This is a genomic window from Pseudomonas sp. 1L-E-NC-VB-C3, from assembly GCF_057291535.1.
Window position 1 is genome coordinate 449,660 of record NZ_JBXAWD010000004.1, and the last position, 18,762, is coordinate 468,421.

General features: G+C 60.2%; 14 protein-coding genes. 10 read left to right on the plus strand and 4 right to left on the minus strand.

Annotated elements, in window-relative coordinates; translation table 11 throughout:
• The first annotated feature begins 26 nt into the window (after nucleotides 1–26).
• The 7 genes from algG to AC0Z5Z_RS09880 all read left to right on the plus strand — a co-directional run bounded on the left by algG (nucleotide 27) and on the right by AC0Z5Z_RS09880 (nucleotide 9,548).
• Complete coding sequence (gene algG / locus AC0Z5Z_RS09850) at nucleotides 27–1,598, plus strand: mannuronan 5-epimerase AlgG (RefSeq protein WP_051600606.1); 1,572 nt, start codon at nucleotides 27–29, stop codon at nucleotides 1,596–1,598.
• Nucleotides 1,599–1,609: 11 nt separating this feature from the next.
• On the plus strand, nucleotides 1,610–3,076 hold the full coding sequence (locus AC0Z5Z_RS09855) for an alginate O-acetyltransferase (RefSeq protein WP_252877484.1): 1,467 nt from the start codon (nucleotides 1,610–1,612) through the stop codon (nucleotides 3,074–3,076).
• 8 nt (nucleotides 3,077–3,084) lie between these two features.
• On the plus strand, nucleotides 3,085–4,197 hold the full coding sequence (locus tag AC0Z5Z_RS09860) for a mannuronate-specific alginate lyase (protein WP_095180419.1): 1,113 nt from the start codon (nucleotides 3,085–3,087) through the stop codon (nucleotides 4,195–4,197).
• A gap of 271 nt (nucleotides 4,198–4,468) precedes the next feature.
• Entirely contained in the window at nucleotides 4,469–6,034 is a 1,566-nt protein-coding gene (locus tag AC0Z5Z_RS09865; RefSeq protein ID WP_485610998.1) for an MBOAT family O-acyltransferase, read from the plus strand.
• A 10-nt stretch (nucleotides 6,035–6,044) separates the two neighbouring features.
• Nucleotides 6,045–7,217: an alginate O-acetyltransferase gene (locus AC0Z5Z_RS09870; RefSeq protein ID WP_110646400.1), complete on the plus strand. Its 1,173-nt coding sequence runs from the start codon at nucleotides 6,045–6,047 to the stop codon at nucleotides 7,215–7,217.
• A gap of 14 nt (nucleotides 7,218–7,231) precedes the next feature.
• Nucleotides 7,232–7,888: an alginate O-acetyltransferase AlgF gene (locus tag AC0Z5Z_RS09875; RefSeq protein ID WP_095180418.1), complete on the plus strand. Its 657-nt coding sequence runs from the start codon at nucleotides 7,232–7,234 to the stop codon at nucleotides 7,886–7,888.
• Between the two features lie 208 nt (nucleotides 7,889–8,096).
• Nucleotides 8,097–9,548: a mannose-1-phosphate guanylyltransferase/mannose-6-phosphate isomerase gene (locus tag AC0Z5Z_RS09880; protein ID WP_024011673.1), complete on the plus strand. Its 1,452-nt coding sequence runs from the start codon at nucleotides 8,097–8,099 to the stop codon at nucleotides 9,546–9,548.
• A gap of 79 nt (nucleotides 9,549–9,627) precedes the next feature.
• Here AC0Z5Z_RS09880 and AC0Z5Z_RS09885 read toward each other — a convergent pair whose 3' ends face one another.
• Nucleotides 9,628–12,372, minus strand: a complete 2,745-nt coding sequence (locus AC0Z5Z_RS09885; RefSeq protein ID WP_485610999.1) for an RHS repeat domain-containing protein — start codon at nucleotides 12,370–12,372, stop codon at nucleotides 9,628–9,630.
• Nucleotides 12,373–12,542: 170 nt separating this feature from the next.
• On the opposite strand from AC0Z5Z_RS09885, the gene AC0Z5Z_RS09890 reads away from it, so the two are divergent.
• The 3 genes from AC0Z5Z_RS09890 to AC0Z5Z_RS09900 all read left to right on the plus strand — a co-directional run bounded on the left by AC0Z5Z_RS09890 (nucleotide 12,543) and on the right by AC0Z5Z_RS09900 (nucleotide 15,324).
• Nucleotides 12,543–13,007, plus strand: a complete 465-nt coding sequence (locus tag AC0Z5Z_RS09890; RefSeq protein ID WP_056783040.1) for a hypothetical protein — start codon at nucleotides 12,543–12,545, stop codon at nucleotides 13,005–13,007.
• A 35-nt stretch (nucleotides 13,008–13,042) separates the two neighbouring features.
• Nucleotides 13,043–13,867 (plus strand): SDR family oxidoreductase, encoded by an 825-nt coding sequence (locus AC0Z5Z_RS09895; RefSeq protein WP_485611000.1) that lies wholly within the window; start codon nucleotides 13,043–13,045, stop codon nucleotides 13,865–13,867.
• Nucleotides 13,868–14,028: 161 nt separating this feature from the next.
• Nucleotides 14,029–15,324: a hypothetical protein gene (locus tag AC0Z5Z_RS09900; protein ID WP_150636183.1), complete on the plus strand. Its 1,296-nt coding sequence runs from the start codon at nucleotides 14,029–14,031 to the stop codon at nucleotides 15,322–15,324.
• A 45-nt stretch (nucleotides 15,325–15,369) separates the two neighbouring features.
• Here AC0Z5Z_RS09900 and AC0Z5Z_RS09905 read toward each other — a convergent pair whose 3' ends face one another.
• From AC0Z5Z_RS09905 to AC0Z5Z_RS09915, 3 genes are read right to left on the minus strand one after another with little or no spacing between them, the layout of a single operon-like run.
• Complete coding sequence (locus AC0Z5Z_RS09905; protein ID WP_485611001.1) at nucleotides 15,370–16,236, minus strand: efflux RND transporter periplasmic adaptor subunit; 867 nt, start codon at nucleotides 16,234–16,236, stop codon at nucleotides 15,370–15,372.
• 10 nt (nucleotides 16,237–16,246) lie between these two features.
• Nucleotides 16,247–16,447 carry a DUF1656 domain-containing protein gene (locus AC0Z5Z_RS09910; RefSeq protein ID WP_016771611.1) on the minus strand — a complete coding sequence of 67 codons (201 nt, stop codon included), beginning with the start codon at nucleotides 16,445–16,447 and terminating at the stop codon, nucleotides 16,247–16,249.
• Nucleotides 16,437–18,629, minus strand: a complete 2,193-nt coding sequence (locus AC0Z5Z_RS09915) for an FUSC family protein (RefSeq protein WP_353188212.1) — start codon at nucleotides 18,627–18,629, stop codon at nucleotides 16,437–16,439. Before AC0Z5Z_RS09915 ends, AC0Z5Z_RS09910 begins: the two co-directional genes overlap by 11 nt.
• Nucleotides 18,630–18,762: the final 133 nt, after the last annotated feature.

An 18,762-nucleotide genomic window follows, 5' to 3' on the forward strand; every position in this document is an offset into this window, starting at 1 on the left:
TGCAAACCGCCAAGGGAGTGCCCGACATGATCAGCACCAGAACAGGCTCACTCAGCCTGCTGGCCGGCGCGATGCTGCTGGCCAGCGCCGGCGCCTTCGCCAATGTTGAACCGGCGAAACCTGCGACCGTGGCCAAGGAACTGCAACAGGCCAAGACCTACACCGTCAGCAGCGCGCCGACCGACGCACTGAAACTGGCCAAGCCGACACTGCCCGACCTGTCCGGCTTCACCGCCGAAGCCGCTGCCGCGAAGATCGTGCGCAGCAAACCGGGCAAGATCAGTGTGCGCCGGATGATGCAGGAAAACGCCCTGAAGGACTTCATCGGCGGCGATAACAAGATGGCCGAATGGGTCGTGCGTCAGCACGGCATTCCGCAGGCGATCTTCATCGACGACGGCTACATGAACCTCAAGGATCTGGCGAAAAAACTGCCCAAGCAGTATTTCAGCGAGACGTCCCCGGGCGTGTACCTAGCCAAATTGCCGATCGTGGTCGGCGAGAAAGGCATCCTCGAAATCGACGGTCAGACCCAGGAACTGCGCCTGTCCCAAGAGGCCGGTTCGTTCCTGGTCAATGACGGCAAACTGTTCGTGCGTGACACCAAAGTCACCGGCTGGCGCGAGAAGGACAACGGCCCGGCAACCTTCCGTTCGCCGAAGGAATTCCGTCCGTTCCTGCTCGCCTGGGGCGGCACCGAGACCTACATCGTCAACAGCAAGATGGCCAGTTTCGGTTACGCCAACAGTAAGTCGTACGGGGTGAGTATTTCCCAGTACACGCCGAACATGGCCAAGGTCCTCAAGCGCCCGGAACCGACCGGCTGGATCGTCGGCTCCGAGTTCTCGGACATGTGGTACGGCTTCTACTGCTACGAAACCAGCGACTTTGTGGTCAAGGGCAACACCTACAAAGACAACATCGTCTACGGCATCGACCCGCATGACCGCTCGCACCGTCTGATCATTGCCGAGAACACCGTTCACGGCACGAAGAAGAAGCACGGGATCATCATTTCCCGTGAGGTCAACGACAGCTTCATCTTCAACAACAAGAGTTTCGACAACAAATTGTCGGGCCTGGTGATCGACCGTAACAGCGTCAACAACATCATTGCCTACAACGAGATCTACAAGAACCACACCGACGGCATCACGCTCTACGAGTCCGCCGACAACCTGCTGTGGGGCAACAAGGTCATCAGCAATACCCGTCACGGCATTCGTATTCGTAACAGCGTGAACATCCGCCTCTACGAAAACGTCGCCATGACCAACGGCCTGACCGGTATCTACGGCCACATCAAGGACCTGACCGACACCGACCGTGACATCAAGCTCGACCCGTTCGACGCGCAGGTCTCGCTGATCGTCGTCGGCGGCGAGCTGGCGGCCAATGGCAGCGGCCCGCTGTCGATCGACTCGCCGCTGAGTGTCGAGCTGTATCGCGTGTCGATGCTGGCGCCGACCAAGTCCAGCGGGATCAGCTTCAACGGCATTCTCGGCGAGCGCCAGGATGAAATTCTCGATCTGTTGGTGCGCCAGCAGAAAGCCGTGCTGATCGACCCTGTCGAACGCCAGACCGAATTGCAGGACTGAGGATAATTTTTATGCACCCACACATGATCAAACTGCTCAGCCTCTCGGCCCTGACTCTCGGCATTCTCGCTGCCGGCAACGCCCGCGCCGACGCTGACGGCGCAAGCGTCACGCCACCGAAGTTCACCGCCGAGCCGTGCTGCAACCTGTGCCCGGCGGCCCATGACGCGAAGAACTACACCACGCGTTATCAGCAGAACTTCACCACCCTGGTACAGGCTCAGGGCGACTGGCTGTTCCGTACCCAGGAAGACCTGCGCACCGAGTTCAACACCACGCCGGCCGGCTACAAGCGCCTGCAGCAGTTGCACGATGCGTTCAAGAGCAAAGGCGTCGAGCTGGTGATCGTTTACCAGCCGACCCGTGGCCTGGTGAACCGCAACAAGCTCAACCCGCAGGAAAAAGCCGCGTTCGATTACGAGAAAGCGCTGGGCAACTACAAGACCATGCTCGGCCGTTTCGCCAAGATGGGCTACGTGGTGCCGGACCTGTCGCCACTGACCAACGAATCGCTGCCGGACACCCTGCCCGCCCACGATTTCTACTTCCGTGGCGACCAGCACTGGACACCTTACGGTGCCCAGCGCACGGCAAAAATCGTCGCCGAAAAGGTCAAGCAGATCCCGGCCTTCGCCGACATTCCCAAGCGTGAATTCGAGACCAAGCGCTCCGGGCGCATGGGCAAGACCGGCACCCTGCACAACATGGCCGGGCAACTGTGCGGCACCAGCTACGCGATCCAGTACATGGACCAGTTCACCACCGAGCCGAAAGGCGAGGCCGGTGACGGCGATCTGTTCGGCGATTCCGGCAATCCGCAGATCACTCTGGTCGGTACATCGCACAGCGGCAAGAACTACAACTTCGCCGGTTTCCTCGAAGAAGCCATCGGCGCCGACATCCTCAACGTGGCCTTCCCCGGCGGCGGTTTCGAAGGTTCGATGCTGCAATACCTGGGCAGCGAAGAATTCCAGAAGACCCCGCCGAAGATTCTCATCTGGGAATTCTCGCCGCTGTATCGCCTCGACCAGGAAACCATCTATCGCCAGATGATGGCGCTGCTCGACAACGGTTGCGAAGGCAAGGACGCGCAGATGTCCGCCAGCGCCACGCTGAAGCCGGGCAGCAAGCAAGAACTGCTGGTCAACAGCAAGAACCTGAACCTGCAGAACTCCAACCATCAGGTTGATATCCGCTTCGCCGACACCTCGGTGAAAACCCTGCAAGCCACCCTCTGGTACATGAACGGTCGCCACGAGGACATCAAGATCGAGAAACCGGAAACCTCCGACACCGACGGTCGTTTCGCCTTTGAGCTGCGCACGGACGAAGACTGGGCCTCGCAAAACCTGCTGGCAGTCGAAGTCCAGGGTCCTGAAGCCGGACCTGGCGCCGCGCCACAAAAAGTCGAAGCGAAAATCTGCAAACGCAACGTATTCCCGGGCGTCGGTCAACAGACCGCGCAGCTCGGGCAATGAGGTCTGCTATGCGAAATCCGAAACTGAAAAATCTGTTGGCACCGACACTCCTGAGCCTGGCGATGTTCGCCGGGGCAACTCAGGCCGCCGCGCCATTGCGTCCACCGCAGGGCTACTTCGCCCCGGTGGATAAATTCAAGACCGGCGACAAGAGCGACGGCTGCGACGCGATGCCGGCGCCATACACCGGTCCGCTGCAATTTCGCAGCAAATACGAAGGTTCGGACAAGGCCCGCGCGACGCTGAATGTGCAGTCGGAAAAAGCCTTTCGCGACACCACCAAAGACATCACCACGCTGGAGCGCGGCACCGCCAAGCGCGTCATGCAGTTCATGCGCGACGGTCGCCCGGAGCAGCTCGAATGCACGCTCAACTGGCTGACCGCATGGGCCAAGGCTGACGCGTTGATGTCCAAAGACTTCAACCACACCGGCAAGTCGATGCGCAAATGGGCACTGGGCAGCATGGCCTCGTCGTACATTCGCCTGAAGTTTTCCGACTCGCATCCGCTGGCCCAGCATCAGCAGGAAGCGCAGGTGATCGAAGCCTGGTTCAGCAAAATGGCCGATCAGGTGGTCAGCGACTGGGACAACCTGCCGCTGGAAAAAACCAACAACCACTCGTACTGGGCCGCCTGGTCGGTGATGGCCACCGCCGTCGCCACCAACCGCCGCGACCTGTTCGACTGGGCGGTGAAGGAATACAAGGTCGGCGTCAACCAGGTCGACGCCGACGGATTCCTGCCCAACGAACTCAAGCGCCAGCAACGCGCCCTCGCCTATCACAACTACGCCCTGCCGCCGCTGGCGATGATCGCCAGTTTCGCCCAGGTCAACGGTGTCGATCTGCGTCAGGAAAACAATGGCGCACTGAAGCGTCTGGGTGACCGCGTGTTGGCCGGCGTGAAGGACCCTGACGAGTTCGAAGAAAAGAACGGCAAAAAGCAGGACATGACCGACCTGAAAGAGGACATGAAATTCGCCTGGCTCGAACCGTTCTGCACGCTCTACACCTGTGCGCCGGATGTGATCGAGAAGAAACGCGACATGCAACCGTTCAAGACTTTCCGTCTTGGCGGCGACCTGACCAAGGTCTACGACCCGTCGCATGAAAAGGGCTAAAAGCCCCTCACCCTAACCCTCTCCCGGAGGGAGAGGGGACTGACCGAGGTGGCTGTGCGAGTTACGTCGAAATGAAATACCGAGTCGATCTCCATTTTTGAAAACCATGGAGATCAGGCTCCCTCTCCCTCCGGGAGAGGGCGGGGGGTGAGGGGCGCGGTTTGACGGCCAGCCCAGACCTCAAGCAAACACTGTGTCACCCCTCCACTACCACGGGGGGTTTGGGGGGGCTTTGGCCCTTGACTGTTGGTTCAAACATGGAGAGATCGGGATGGTATTTTCATCCAACGTGTTCCTGTTTCTGTTCTTGCCGATCTTTCTCGGCTTGTACTACCTGAGCGGGCAACGCTATCGCAACCTGCTGCTGCTGATCGCCAGCTATGTGTTCTACGCCTGGTGGCGGGTGGACTTCCTCGCGCTGTTCGCAGCGGTCACGTTGTGGAACTACTGGATCGGCCTGAAAGTCGGTGCCGCTGGCGTCAGAACCAAACCGGCGCAGCGCTGGCTGCTGCTCGGCGTGGCCGTCGACCTGTGCATCCTCGGCTACTTCAAGTACGCCAACTTCGGTGTCGACAGCATCAACGAAATCATGACTTCGTTCGGTCTCGAGCCGTTCATCCTCACCCACGTGCTGCTGCCGATCGGTATTTCGTTCTACATCTTCGAATCGATCAGCTACATCATCGACGTGTACCGTGGCGACACTCCGGCCACGCGCAACCTGATCGACTTCGCAGCATTCGTGGCGATCTTCCCGCACCTGATTGCCGGCCCGGTTCTGCGTTTCCGCGACCTCGCCGATCAGTTCAACAACCGCACGCACACCCTCGACAAGTTCTCCGAGGGCTGCACGCGGTTCATGCAGGGTTTCATCAAGAAGGTCTTCATCGCCGACACCCTCGCCGTGGTCGCCGACCATTGCTTCGCCTTGCAAAATCCGACCACGGGTGATGCCTGGCTCGGTGCGCTGGCGTACACCGCGCAGCTGTACTTCGACTTCTCCGGTTACAGCGACATGGCCATCGGTCTGGGCTTGATGATGGGTTTCCGCTTCATGGAAAACTTCAAGCAGCCGTATATCAGCCAGTCGATCACCGAGTTCTGGCGCCGCTGGCACATCAGCCTCTCCACCTGGCTGCGTGACTACCTGTACATCACCCTCGGCGGTAACCGTAAAGGCACGCTGATGACCTATCGCAATCTGTTCCTGACCATGCTTCTGGGTGGTCTGTGGCACGGCGCGAATATCACTTACATCATCTGGGGCGCCTGGCACGGCATGTGGCTGGCGATCGAAAAAATGCTCGGCCTGAACACTTCGCCGCGCAGCCTCAACCCGATCCGCTGGGCACTGACCTTCCTGCTGGTGGTGATGGGCTGGGTGATCTTCCGTGCCGAGAATCTGCACGTCGCCGGTCGCATGTACGGTGCAATGTTCAGCTTCGGCGACTGGTCGCTGTCGGAACTCAATCAGGCCAGCCTCACCGGTCTGCAAGTAGCGACTCTGGTGGTGGCTTACGTAACCCTGGCGTTCTTCGGCCTGCGTGATCTGTACACCAATCAGCCGCCAGCCAAGACCAAACCGGAAGTCAACGTCGAGACCAATGGCCCTGCCACGGCGACCCCGGGAATGATCAAGGCAGCGCCTGGGGAAAATCCGGCGAGCATCCACGAACCTGGCTACACCGTTGGCGTCGAAGCCCAGGTGCAACCGGCTTACTGGACCGCTGACTGGTCGCGCTACGTGATGCGCGGGCTGATCCTGCTGCTGTTCATCGCCTCGATTCTCAAACTCTCGGCGCAAAGCTTCTCGCCGTTCCTTTACTTCCAGTTCTGAGGGATCTGACATGACCCGCTCATTACGCATCTTCTACATCGCCCTGTTCCTGGTGACGCTGTTGGTCCTGGGTCTGTGGTCGGTTCGCAGCTTCTTCGGCTTCAGCACCAACGCCGATGCGACGGTGCTCAACGGCCGCTGGACGAAGGCGGTGGAAACCCACTACGACGATGAATTCCCGATCAAGCGCCTGGGCACCAACCTCTGGGCCGCGCTGGATTTCAAACTGTTCAACGAAGGTCGTCCGGGCGTCGTGCTCGGCCGCGACCAGTGGTTGTACAGCGATGAGGAATTCAACCCGATCGTCAACGAACAGCAGAACCTGCAAGGCAACTACGCGCTGGTCGAAGGCGTGCGTCAGACCCTGAAAGAGAAAGGCGTGAAACTGGTGATGGCGATCGTGCCGGCCAAGGTGCGTCTGTATCCGGAGCATCTGGATGAAGTGAAGCCTTCGAGCATTCACCAGAACCTGTATCAGGATTTCCACGCCCGTGTCGCGGCCGACAAGATCCTCGCCCCTGACCTGCTCGGCCCGCTGCAACAGGCCAAGCAGAACGGTCAGCAAGTGTTCCTGCGCACCGACACCCACTGGACGCCGGAAGGCGCCGAGATCGCCGCCAACACGCTGGCGAAAACCATTGCCGAGAAATTCCCGCTGAGCGGCGAGCCACAGCGCTTCGTTACCACGCCAGCAGAGAAGGTCACGCACAAGGGCGATCTGCGTCTGTTCCTGCCACTCGATCCGCTGTTCGAAAACATGATGCCGGCGCCTGAGCCACTGCTCAAACGCAACACCGTTGCCGCCGAACAGCCTGCCGGTGACGACGCCCTGTTCGCCAACAGCGAAGTACCGGTCGCGCTGATCGGCACCAGCTACAGCGCCAACCCCAACTGGAACTTCGTCGGTGCGCTCAAACAAGCGCTGCACAGTGACGTCGTCAACTACGCCGAAGACGGCCACGGCCCGATTCTGCCGATGCTCAGCTACCTGAAAAGCGATGACTTCAAGAACAGCCCGCCACAAGTGCTGATCTGGGAGTTTCCTGAACGATATCTGCCTGTGAACAACGAAATCGGCGACGCCGACCCGCAGTGGGTCGCAGAGCTCAAACAAGCCGGCGCCCGCCAACAAAACGTAGCCATCAACACTAAATCCGAGACGCCCGATCGGGCGCAAAACTGAAAGAGAGGTACACCATGACTTTCACTACTACTCCTCGTCGTCTCGCTAAAAGCTTCGCACTGGTTGCTGGCCTCAGCGTACTCTCCGTCCCAGCCTTCGCCGGTGGCGACGCCGCGCTGTACGGCCCGACCGCTCCGAAAGGCTCGACCTTCGTGCGTGTCTACAACGCCAGCAACGCCGAAGTCAGCGCGACTGTCGGCAGCACCAACCTGAGCGACATCGCGCCACTGGCCAGCAGCGACTTCAGCTTCATGCCGGGCGGCGATTACAGCGCCAAGGTCGGTAGCCAGACCCTGCCGGTCAAACTCGCCGGCGACCACTACTACACCCTGGTCAACAACGCTTCCGGCGCGCCACAACTGATCGAAGAGCCGCCGTTCAAGAACAAGCAGAAATCCCTGGTGCGTGTACAGAACCTCAGCGACAAATCGCTGACCCTGAAAACCGCCGACGGCAAGACCGAAGTGGTGCCGAACGTGGCAGCCAAGGGCCGTGGCGAACGTGAAATCAACCCGGTGAAAGTCAGCCTGGCACTGTACGAAGGCGACAAGAAAGTCGGCGACGTGAAACCGGTCGCCCTGGAGCGCGGTGAGGCAGCGGTGCTGTACGTCACCGGCAACGGCAGCAACCTGTCGCCAGTCTGGGTGAAACGCCCGGTGTCGACTCGCTAACCAATTTCCCGCAGAGACGCTGATCCCTCTAGGAGCTGTCGAGTGAAACGAGGCTGCGATCTTTTGATTTTGAAGATCAAGATCAACAGATCGCAGCCTTCGGCAGCTCCTACAAGGGATGCGGCGTCTTCGGACACGAGACAAAAACAAGAGTGAAACGACACAACGTTCGTTGCTCTAACCAAATTGATTTTATGGAGTAAACACTATGATTCCGGTGATCTTGTCAGGTGGTAGCGGTTCGCGTCTGTGGCCTCTTTCGCGCAAGCAATTCCCCAAGCAATTCCTCGCCCTGACCGGCGAACACACACTGTTCCAGCAAACCCTCGAGCGTCTGGTGTTCGAAGGCATGGACACGCCAATCGTGGTCTGCAACAAAGAGCACCGTTTCATCGTCAACGAGCAACTGGCCGCGCGCAATCTGGAATGCCAGCGCATCCTGATGGAACCGTTCGGCCGCAACACTTCGCCGGCCGTAGCATTGACCGCGATGATGCTGGTCAATGAAGGCCGTGACGAACTGATGCTGGTGCTGCCGGCCGACCACGTGCTGGAAGACCAGAAAGCCCTGCAACGTGCGCTGGCCCTGGCCACCGTCGCTGCCGAGAACGGCGAGATGGTCCTGTTCGGCGTACCGGCGACCAAACCGGAAACCGGCTACGGCTACATCAAATCCACTGCTGATTCGCTGCTGCCCGAAGGCGTCAGCCGCGTCTCGCACTTCGTCGAAAAACCGGATGTGAAGCGCGCCACCGAGTACGTCGAATCCGGCGGTTACTACTGGAACAGCGGCATGTTCCTGTTCCGCGCCAGCCGCTTCCTCGAAGAACTGAAAAAGCACGATCCGGACATCTACGACACCTGCCTGCTGACCCTTGAGCGCAGCCAGCAGGACGCCGACACCATCACTTTCGACGAAGCCACCTTCGCCTGCTGCCCGGACAACTCCATCGACTACTCGGTGATGGAAAAAACCCAGCGCGCCTGCGTGGTGCCGCTGACCGCTGGCTGGAGCGATGTCGGCTGCTGGTCGTCGCTGTGGGAAGTCAACGAGAAAGACGCCAACGGCAACGTCAGCAAAGGCGACGTGGTCATCCAGGACAGCAAGAACTGCATGATCCACGGCAACGGCAAACTGGTCTCGGTGATCGGTCTGGAAAACATCGTCGTGGTCGAAACCAAGGACGCGATGATGATTGCCCACAAGGACAAGGTCCAGGGCGTCAAGCAGATGGTGAACACCCTCAACGCCCAGGGCCGCAGCGAAACCCAGAACCACTGCGAAGTCTATCGTCCGTGGGGCTCGTACGATTCGGTGGACATGGGCGGGCGTTTCCAGGTCAAGCACATCTCGGTCAAGCCGGGCGCGTGCCTGTCGCTGCAGATGCACCACCACCGCGCCGAACACTGGATCGTGGTCAGCGGCACCGCCGAAGTGACCTGCGACGAAAACGTGTTCCTGCTCACCGAAAACCAGTCGACCTACATCCCGATCGCCTCGGTGCACCGTCTGCGCAACCCGGGCAAGATCCCGCTGGAAATCATCGAAGTGCAGTCGGGTTCGTACCTGGGTGAAGACGATATCGAGCGTTTCGAAGATATCTACGGCCGCTCCACCCCGATCGAACGCGGCGTGTCGGTGAAAACCATCGCGCAGTAATCGCCTGCTGAAACAAGAAGCCCTCGTCCAGCCCGTTGCGTTCCCTATCCGCAGCGGGCTGGGCGGGGGCTTTTTTTGTCTAGCCGAAGACTGAATTGCGGCGTCTCGCCAGTGGTGAATCTTCATCGACCGACTCGCCTTCCGTCGCCTGCGCCAGCCCCGCTGGACCTTGTGTAAACGCGGCTGCAAACAGTTGCTGCGCCAACGGTGTGGGCGTTGATTCCGGTTCTGCGAACAACGGCTGCCGCCGGGTCGATCGATTGAAGGACTGCAAGTCGACCGCCGGACTGTTCGAGGAGATGGCAAGAGGCACGGCAACAGGTGTGCTGAGCAGTTTGTACTGAATCCGCGTCTGAGCCTCGGAAACCTGCATGGCATTGCCCATTGCCACACTCAGTGAGCCCACCAACTGAGCTGCGGGGTTAGCGGCGTGCATCAGCAGATTTCCGCCGATCTGGAAGCCTTTGGCCACGGCACCGCGCCTGGCTGCAAGCACTTGCGGTTCTTCGACAGGGCTGTTGAACGCAACGGACATGGGTCCCATGATCCGGCTGGTGGTCTCCTCCCCCAACACCCGATTCATTGTCGAAGAAACGAATTCACCGGAGTGGTACAGCACGGCCCCCGAAGGTGGCGCGGTGTGCGTCCGGACGGCGGCAATGACATGTGCCTGATGTGTGTTGAGCACGGAGTTGTCCCGGGCTCCCAGCTCTGCCAGCGCTACCGGTATTTCGCGGCGGTAGGCCTGGACGTCGGGATTTGGATCATTCTCGAAGTAACGGCGCACTGGCTGCATGCCGGCGGCTTGCACGGGATTGACCAGTTTCTTGTCGGCAAGATCGTGATACACCCGGTCGCCAGCACGCTTGTCGGGCTTGTCGGGCTTGCGCCCGTCGCTGTCCCTGTAAGTCATTGGGTTGTTGCGCAGCGCGCGATAGCGATTATGGCCGTCGATCGCTCCACCAGGATCGCTGTTCAGCCAGCGTTGCAGCCACGGCACGTAATAGCGAAACCCGTAATAGTAAAGTCCCGTGGCGTCACGTTCCTTTGCCGAATACCGCGCGGTCTTGTAGCTGACGTCGGGTTCTTCGGCCCACGCCGTTGCACCGAATGGATAAAAATGCTCGCGGCTGATCAGTTGCGCATCCGCGTCCAGCTCAAGACTGATTGAGCCCAGATGATCATTGAAACTGTATCGGTAGAGATTATTGAGGCCGGTCGGCGGTGCGCTTTGCCAATGCAGGACGCGTACGATATTGAGTCCGGTCCGCACGATGATCACCTGCAGGCTCTCACCGGTGCCGGTATCGGTGCGTAATTCCAGCGCTGGCAGATAACGCACCTGTGCAAGAAGACTGCGTGCAGAGGCCCGTGACGAACGCGTCTTGCATACCCGCTGACCGGCGCCGTCATAGAGATAGCTTTCACGATCATCGGCATCTGATCGGCGTGAGACGACCACGACCGAGTCCAGCTGGCAACGCAGATTCCACTGCAACCGGCGCCCCTGATCCAGCAACAACAAATTACCCCGCGAATCGAAAGCTGCAGCGATCTCTGCTTCAGAGGGCGGCTTACCGTCGTGCCACGGCAAACACCGATTGCTAAAGCGTGCGGCCTGCAGTTGGTGACCTGGACTCTGTTGGCCGACGTGAGTCAGCCCGCGCAAATTGCCGCCGGCGTCGTAATGATAGCGCTGGCTGTAATTGGCGACAGCGGTCGGCCCGCCACCGCCAACGCCGGCCTCCCAGCCAGTGGCATGGGACAACTGATAAAGACTGTCATAGCGGTAACGACTGACCGGCTCGATGCGCTGGTTGGCGAACCAGCGCACGGGCAATGCCTGGTCTTCGATACTCGTTACATTGCCCATCGGGTCGTAGGCGTAGATCAGATGCTGCAGCACATTGCCTAGATTGTCCTGAGCATGGCGCGTGAGCAGGCGGCCGTCTTCGGGACGGTAGCTCAGCGTAGTCAGCACGCCGTTGCCTGCCATTTCATGAGTGACTTGTCCGTAAGCGTCGTAGCGAATATCACTGACGACCGAATGGTTCTGAGTCTGAAGTTTGAGCCGTATTTCAACTGCGCGTAACTGGCCGTGGAGAGTCAGTGCGAAGGCCTGCCGATTGCCACCGGCATCGAACTGTTCGAGCACAGGCCCCAGCGGGGCGTAGCGCCACTGTGTGGTTGCCCCTTGGGGTTCGAGCAACTTCTGTCGATCGACGATAGCCTCTGGCCAATCCGCGGCAACCGGCTCAAGCGTGAAGTGACGGATGTTTTCACTGCACTGCCCGGTGATCGCAAACTGCGAGAACAGAACACTGCCACCGGGATCGTCATGACGAATCACTTGACCGAGCTGATTGCGCAGCGGATCGCCCGCGCCGGGGCGGCCATAGGCAAGGCGCTCGGAACAACGGCGAGGTACGCCGGTGCCTTCCTCGAACACCGCGACAGGTCGCAACAAGTCATCGTATGCAATTTCGCGGCATGTGCTACGGCGGTCCCAGTTGCACAGCGTCTGGCCGGCCAAACCCGGCAACTGGACCTGGACTCCCGCATCGGTACTGTCCGAGCGCAGCGCGATATCGTTCAAGGCATGGACAGTGGTGAGGCTGGCGGGCGCTTGTGGATCATTCGCCTGCAACGCCCACAATCGCGCATCCCATTGTTTGACTGCACGGCCGGCGTTGTCGCGCAACGTCCGCTCGATCCGGGGCTCGCTTGCCAGCGCCGCATCGGCGCGCCAGTAGTTGACGCTGAGGATGGCCAACCCGCGCGGATCGTTCACGGCAAGCGTTGGCGTATTGCTGTGGATGCCCATAGTGCGTCAACGTCCCAGTGTGCCCTTGGCTCATGAGAGCAAGCGCGGAATCGCATTCCTACTGTCAGAAATTACAGTCCCGACCAACGGTGCGCACAAACTCGTCCCGAATACCCATTGCGCCAAGCCTTCGGTAGGATGGGGCTCACTCACCCACGGAGCGCTCACGCATGTTCATCGGCATCCTGCTGGTCATTACCTGGTTGATCCTGCTGCTGCGCTACCCGGCCAAGGCCTTGCCGGTTTCGGTAGCCGCTGCGATTGGCCTGGGTTTCGTGGCCATGTGGGTGGTGTGGCTGGACAACCGCGAGATCAAGCAACTGGCGCGCCTGGAACTGCGCATTGCCTACGCTCCCGAGCAATGCCCGGCCGACCGTCCGCTGCAATTGAAAATGAACAATGGCAACAATGTGCCGCTGACCGAGCTGCGCTGGCGCATCGCCGCTTATGCGCCGGGCGATACGGTCAACCTGGCCGACAATCAATACACTGCCCCACGCTATCGTGGCCCCGGCGAGTTGCAGGCCGGTGCAACCTGGGAAGACTGCTTGCCACTGCCGCCGCTGCGCCCCGGCTATCGCCCGCAAACCCTGGAGTTTCGCGCCGAGCATTTGCAAGGTAGTTTCTCCGACTGATCCCCTCCCCCGACTGTTTGCACAAGGAATGCGCCATGCCCGTTGCGTTGATTACCGGTTGTTCCAGCGGCATCGGCCGCGCCCTTGCCGACGCGTTCAAAGCCGCCGGCTACGAAGTCTGGGCCAGTGCGCGCAAGGCTGAAGATGTCAGCGCGCTGAGCGCTGCCGGTTTCACCGCTGTCGAGCTGGACGTCAACGATGGCGCCGCGCTGGAACACCTCGCCGAGCGCCTCCGCCAGCAACATGGCGGCCTCGATGTACTGATCAACAACGCCGGTTACGGCGCGATGGGGCCGCTGCTCGACGGCGGCGTGCAGGCGATGCAGCGCCAGTTCGAGACCAACGTGTTTTCGATTGTTGGCGTCACCCGCGCGTTGTTTCCGCTGCTGCGTCCGGCCAAGGGGTTGGTGGTGAATATCGGCAGTGTGTCGGGTGTGCTGGTCACACCGTTTGCCGGCGCCTACTGCGCGTCGAAAGCGGCGGTGCATGCGCTTAGCGACGCGTTGCGCATGGAGCTGGCACCGTTTGGCATTCGTGTGATGGAAGTCCAGCCCGGTGCGATTGAATCGAGTTTTGCGAAGAATGCCGGACATGAAGCCGAGCAGTTGATCAACGAGCAATCGCCGTGGTTTCCCCTGCGTGAAGGCATTCGGGCACGGGCCAAGGCATCGCAGGACAAGCCAACACCGGCCAGTGAGTTTGCGGCTGAGCTGTTGAAAGCGGTGCGGCAGAGCAAGCCGCCACGGCTGGTTCGCATCGGCAACGGCAGCCGGGCGTTGCCGTTGTTGGCGGTGTTGTTGCCGAAGGGTTTGCTGGAATCGACGTTGATGAAGCGGTTCGGGTTGCGCGCCAGGCTCTGATCCCCAGTCGTTGCGACCATCGGTAGCCAGACCTGTCAGAGTTGACAGTAGGCGCCCTCTAAGCGAAGGCCTATCGTGAGTTCAAGCCAGGTGAACAGTGTTAAGACCGTGTTAGCGCCCGGCGAATCAACCGACCTCACGACAACCGCGCAGGGACGTATATGGCAATCGCAGAGAAGGCCGCGAACATCAGGGCGACAATCGACGCTACATGGGGAAGCGGCCAAGGCAAACTTCAACTTGACGATATATTCCAGGATGACCCGACGAAGTCCCGGCCCCTCACGGGGTCGACGCTGCTGAGCGATAAATCGTTGCTGGTCACCAGTACCTTCGACAAAGGCGTCTTCTTCATTTCCAAGCTGAACCACTTGGGTGCCGTAGACCTGGCGTTTGGGGTCGCAGGGCGTGTCACGGGTTCGTTCCTGGCCAATGAGCAGGCCTCTGGCGGGCCGATTGCAGAAGGTGCCGACGGGCGGCTGTTCATGGCAGGCAGCACAGCCAATGAGCAATCGAACGAGGTTAGCGCTGCGATTCTCTGCCTTGACAGCAAAGGCAATCGAGTGAGCAGCTTTGGCGAGAATGGCCAAGTCATCATCGATCCCCCAAACACACAACGGCTTACGAAAAAAGGCCCGGCATTCGTCTTCGCGCTACCCGATGGCAGCGTTATTGTCGGCGTTGATTACCACACGCCTGACGTGCTCAGGGCGCACCTTTACAAATTCGATGCGCAAGGCGCACCCGTGAAGGCATTCGGCACAGATGGCCGAGTTGAAATTAATCACGGGATGCCGCATGCATCGACTTCACTCAGCGACGGTTGCGTGCTCGACAATGGACTCTTGTTATTTGCAGGCTACGAAAAATACGAGCCCGACGTGAACACGGACGGTCTCCTCGTGATGTTGAATTCAGACAGTGGCGCGCTCCATGAGAGTTTCGGCCTCCCGGAAAGACCCGGGGTTGTGGTAGTCCGGTACAACTTCATGGGTGCCGAACTCAATACTGTGAGACAGCGAGCCCCTGATAGATTTACGGCATCTGGCTACACCAACATGGGCAGCGGTGTCAGTGAGCGATACGGCATGTTGTTCGCCTTCGATGAAAAAGGTAAGCCCGATTTTGACGTTTTCGGCAATCCGAATGTCATGCCACTCCCACCAGCTCTCGGCAGCGACAGGCGAGTCAACTGGGCGGACCATGTTCCTTTCGCTGATAACATCGTAGTTTCTGGTGGAGACGAGAAGGGCAATTATATTGCCTGTGTGAAAACCCGTAGCGGTGGCTACAACTCCGCTTTTTCAGACGCGGGTGGCGTCATCCATCGCGAGGAGACCACCGACTCGCTCTCCAGGCTTCATTATCAGCAGGCCCCAGGCAAATTGATTGTTGCCCTCAACATCAATCCAGAAAACCCTCTGGGTTGTCTGTATCGCTACAACATTTCCCAGTAGCTGGAAGCATCACCGCGTCGCCCTGGTCAGGGGCGACGCGGTCGATCAATTGCCTGCCAGGTCCTGCTTCACCACTACCGTGCAAGTAATCCCCGCCGCCAGTAACACGCCCTCTGGCACCTCATCAATATGAATCCGCACCGGCACGCGCTGCGCCAGGCGGACCCAGTTGAACGTCGGGTTCACGTCGGCAATCAGTTCGCGGCTTTCCGGGTTGTCGCGGTCGTAGATCCCGCGCGAAATACTTTCGACATGACCCTTGAGCACTTCGCCGCTCATCAATTGCATGTCGGCTTGGTCACCGACTTTGACGTGCGGCAACTTGGTTTCTTCGAAAAAGCCGTAAACCCAGAACGAGTTCATGTCGACCACGGCCATCTTCGCTTCGCCGATACGTGCGTAATCGCCGCGATGCACATTGAGGTTGGTCACGTAACCGTCCACCGCCGCACGCACTTCGGTGCGTTTGAGGTTGAGTTCGGCGGCTTCCAGTTGCGCCTGGGCGTGTTGGTAATCGGCCAGCGCGGCGTCGGCGATGTTGCTGGCGTCGTCGCGGTTCTCTTTAGAGATCACCAGATTGTCGAGGTCGGCGCGGCGATGGGCGTTGACCTTGCGCATTTCCCAGGTCGACTTGCGCGAAGCGACCAGTGACTGCGCCTGCTTGACCGCAATGCGGTAGTGCTCGGGGTCGATGCGCATCAGCAGATCGCCCTTTTTCACCAGTTGGTTGTCACGCACCGGCACTTCGACCACTTCGCCGGTGACGTCGGCGGCAACGTTGATGATGTCGGCGCGAACGCGGCCATCGCGGGTCCACGGCGTGTTCATGTAGTGCTCCCACAACGTGCGGCCAATCCACAGCGCCAGGGCCAGCACCAGCAGGGTCGCGAACAGGCTGAAAAACTTTTTCATCAAGGTGTTCTCAACGGTAGACAGTCAGCGCCATGGCGCCGAACAGACAGGTAAACAGGCTCAGGCGCAGCAACGCCGGGTGCCAGAAAAAGCGGTACAGGTCGAACCCCGAGAGGAAGCGGTCAACTGCCCAGGCCAATCCCGCAGCAATGAAAAACATCAGGGTCATGGTCGGCATGTACACGCCGTGGAAGGCGATTTCACGAGGCATGGGCAAGTCCTTCGGGCCTGGCGGGAGCGAATTCGGCCAGGGGTGATTGCGGGTCGAGCAACGAGGTGCGAATAAAGTGCAGATAGCTTTTCACCCGGCGCAACGCCGAGGTATCGAAGTGCGGCGCGAACGGCTCGTCGGTGGCGGCGACGCGGCTGATGGCGTGATCGACCGCGACCAGTGCGCGTTCGAGATTGCTTGCGTTCGGCTGCAAGAACAGCCGCACCAACGCACGCCCCATCACGCGGATTGCCTGACGCCACGGCTGCGATTCGGCATACGCCGGGTGCACCGGCAGGATCGCCTGCTCCTTGCGCAATTCGATGATCGCGTGGCCGACTTCCAGCACCACGAACATCCAGCGCAGCAGACTCTTTTGTACCTTCGGTTGCCCCGTCGCGAGGCCGTACGCCTGATGCAGCAGATCGCGGGTGCGGCTCTCGAAACTCGAGGCCAGGCCTTTGAGTTTTCCACTGATCGCATAGACCACTTGCCCGCGCAGATCCTGCTCCAGGCGCTGCCACAGCCAGCGACTGTTCGGCGGCAGAATAATCGCCCCCGCCGCAGCACACACGAGCATGCCCATGACCATGGCGATGTAGTCGTTGATGAAGGTGTAGGGGTTGTAGATCGTGAGATTGTCCGGCACTGAACCGGTGCTGAAAAAAATCAGCAGGCCCAGTCCGACCCCGGCGTATTGCGGCCGCGAGGCGAGGAACGAACCGAGCACGATCACCGGCGCGAGCATCACGCAGAGCAAGGGGAAACCGTCGATCCACGGGAAGATGAAAAACATCTCGACGAAGCCGATCAGCGCGCCGAGAAAAGTCCCGCAGGCCATTTGAAAAGCCATGCGTTTCGGGTTCGGTGTGGCGGCGGAAAGACCGACGGTGGCGGCGGCGATCAGGGTCATGGTCGCCCCGCTCGGCCACGCGGTGGCGACCCAGTAACTGCCCAGCACAAGCAGAATGAACGAGGCGCGGATCCCCGAAGCGGCCGCCGCCCACCAGTTGGTTTGCGGAGTGAACGGCTCGTCCCAGCGCTCGCGTTCGTGGCGGTGCTCGGCCAGGGACGCGTGGGTCTGTGCATAGCTGTGCAGGTCATCGACGAAGCGGTAGAGCAATTCGTAGGCGGTGTGAAAATCCAGTTGTTCGGCTTCGCTCGGACCGGTGTCCTGAAAGATCCCGCGCAGGGTTCGAACTCGTGCCGGCAGACCTTCCTTGTAGCTGGCCAACGCGGTCGCCAAACGTGCCGCATCCGGGCTGGTCAGCGCGCGACCGCTGAAGCCGTCGAGCACTTCGGCGAGGTCCTGCAAGCCCGGTTTGATCGCTGCCACGACATGCTCTTCGCCATTGCCGTGCAGGCGTTCGAGCAATTGATGCAAGGCGTTGAAGCGCGTGGTGATGCCCATGAACTCACTGTTCAAACGACTCAGACGACCGTTGCGCCGGCGCATGTGCGGGTCTTCGAACACGGTCACGCTGCGCAGCCCTTCCAGGCCGACGGCTTCAGCAATGAAGCGCACGTTGCTGGCTTCGAACGCCTCTGCTTTGCTGCGCCCGCGCAAGCCGTCGGTGACGAAGAGCGCGAACACACCGAAGCGCTGATACAAGGCGTTGCGCATCGCCGCACTGGCGGTCTGCGGCAGGATCGCCGCGCTGATCAGCGTCGAACAGAGAATGCCCAGCGAGATCTCCAGCACCCGCCACACCGCCGCCATAAAGGCGCCGTCCGGGTGCGCCAGCGCCGGCAGACCGACCATCGCTGCGGTGTAACCGGCGAGAACAAAACCATACGCGCGAAAGTTGCGGCAACGTGCGGCACCGGCTGAGCAGATGCCGACCCAGATCGCCAGCGAGCCGAGAAACAGCTCCGTGTTTTGCGCGAACAAAGCGATCAGCGTGACCATCATCGCCGACCCGGCCAGCGTGCCGAGCAAGCGATAGAAACTCTTGGCGAACACCTGGCCGCTCTGCGGCTGCATGACGATAAACACCGTGATCATCGCCGTGCGCGGTTGCGGCAATTCCAGACGCATCGCCAGCCATAAGGTGAGAAACGCGGCGAGCAACACCTTGAAGATATACACCCAGGTCACGCCATCGCTGCGTGCCCAGTCGAAAAAACCGCGACGCCATTCCAGGGAGTGGAGCCAGCGCAGGGGGGCGGGCAAGGAGGTCATTGGAAATACTCAGGCATGCAATGCGGACTCGAAACCTGTGGGAGCGAGCCTGCTCGCGAAAGCGCAGTCCCAGGCAACATGTTCATTGACTGATACGCCCCCTTCGCGAGCAGGCTCGCTCCCACAATGGATG